We start from the raw sequence: 1,909 nt of genomic DNA, 5'->3' as shown, positions 1-1,909 counted from the left end.
TTAGCGCCGATGGTAGTTGGGGGCTTCCCCCTGTGAGAGTAGGACGTCGCTAGGCACATGAAAAACAGTCAACTATATGTTGGCTGTTTTTTTATTGTTTTAAAAAATATAGGTATTCTAATTAAGTTTTTTGAAAATACCTGATAATGTGAAAAATACTAAGATGAGAATAGAAGATGCTTGAGTCAAACTTAAGTAAAGAAAGATTTTAATGGAATTAATTGCATAACTCCTTCCCAGAATACTACTTCTCGAATTTTATATAGAGATTAGTTTACAATTTTAAAATAACCAATAAACATAGTTGTCTAATATGCATACAATCGGTACACGTATTGAGAGTAACTTAGGCTATGAAATTATAGTTACATACGGAATGTATTTGAGGGGAAATAAAGAACTGCAAGTGCACCTTAGAACTTAACAAAAAATGAAATCTACTCTGCGCATTAAGTGGCAAGAGTGAAATTGCTTTAAGAAATGATAAAAAGGGTTAATTAAAAATGAGAGTTTTAAATTGTCGGTTGTTGGATAATAATGGATGATCTTTAGTGCTGAAATTTTTCTTAAGTTCTAATTCCCTTCAAATTTTCTTATATTATAAAGATTATTCGAAAAAAGGAGAGGGAATTTTGTGGATTGATGGGGTTTTTTCTGGTGGCGGTTTAAAGGGTTTTGCATTGGTTGGTGCATGTCAAGTATTAGAAAGTCAAAATTTCCGCTTTAAGAGAGTTGCTGGGACTAGTGCCGGTGCAATATTGGCTGCTTTTATAGCTGCAGGTTACAGTGGTCAAGAAATTGAGAAAATGCTGGAGGAATTAGATGTATCTACATTACTTGATCCCAGAAAAACTATATTACCTTTGCCGTTTATGAAATGGGTAAATGTTTATCGTCATTTAGGTTTATATAGAGGAAAGTCACTAGAAAAATGGTTTCACAAAAAATTAGCGGCAAAAGGTGTTTATACATTTTCTGATTTACCAAAGGGTTCTTTAAAATTGGTTGCATCAGATTTAACAAACGGGAAAATGATTGTATTGCCAGATGACTTGGATGATTATCAAATAAACGCAAGTACTTTTTCTGTAGCTTGTGCTCTACGCATGAGTTGTGGTATTCCTTTCTTCTTTGAACCAGTAACTTTAAAGACTGGCAAAGGAGAATCTATAGTTGTCGATGGTGGTGTATTAAGTAATTTCCCCCTTTGGATTTTTGATGATACTAACGGTAGAAAAACACGCCCAACTATAGGGCTTAAACTAAGTCATCGAAGAGAAGAACAGTGTCCTCAAAAAATAGATAATGGATTAAATTTATTTGAAGCATTATTTGCTACTATGAAAGAAGCTCATGATGAGCGGTATATTTCTAGACGCCATGAAAAAGATATTATATTTATTCCAGTAGAGGATTATAGTGCTACTCAATTTGATCTTAATGAAGAAACCAAAGAAACTTTAATGGAGATAGGGAGGAACCGTACGATTGAATTTTTAAAAACATGGCCTAAATATAGAATATAAATATGGATAATAGACACTTGTAGTAAGTGTGATTATTGAATAGTACTTGGTTTATATAAACTAATAAAAATATAATATAAAACTATTGACGATGTATACTATAGATGTTATTATATAAAAGTTGCTGTTACAACACACGGTTGCAACGAAACAATAAAAAATAACTTGTTGACAAGGCTATGTTAACATGTTATGATATAAAAGTTGCTGAAACGAAGCGACAACAACATGAACCTTGAAAACTGAACAAGCAAAACGTAATCAATAACGTTTCTAGTAACTAACTCCGTTAGTGAATGAAACACAAGTAATAAATAGATATCAACTTTTTAGTTGATACGCTAGCAAAGCTAATGAGCTTTCAAACTACTTTTATGGAGAGT

Annotated in this window: 1 protein-coding gene; it reads left to right on the top strand. The window is 32.3% G+C overall.

The genetic code is table 11. The features are described from left to right. Positions 1-632 precede the first annotated feature (632 nt). Positions 633-1,526 (top strand): patatin-like phospholipase family protein, encoded by an 894-nt coding sequence (locus ACIQ2D_RS21835; RefSeq protein ID WP_402867398.1) that lies wholly within the window; start codon positions 633-635, stop codon positions 1,524-1,526. Positions 1,527-1,909: the final 383 nt, after the last annotated feature.

This window comes from Lysinibacillus sp. NPDC097287 (genome assembly GCF_044761695.1).
In the GTDB taxonomy this organism is placed as follows: Bacteria; Bacillota; Bacilli; order Bacillales_A; family Planococcaceae; genus Lysinibacillus.
The sequence above is the reverse complement of the archived record's forward strand: the minus strand, read 5'-3'. Positions and strand labels throughout refer to the sequence as shown.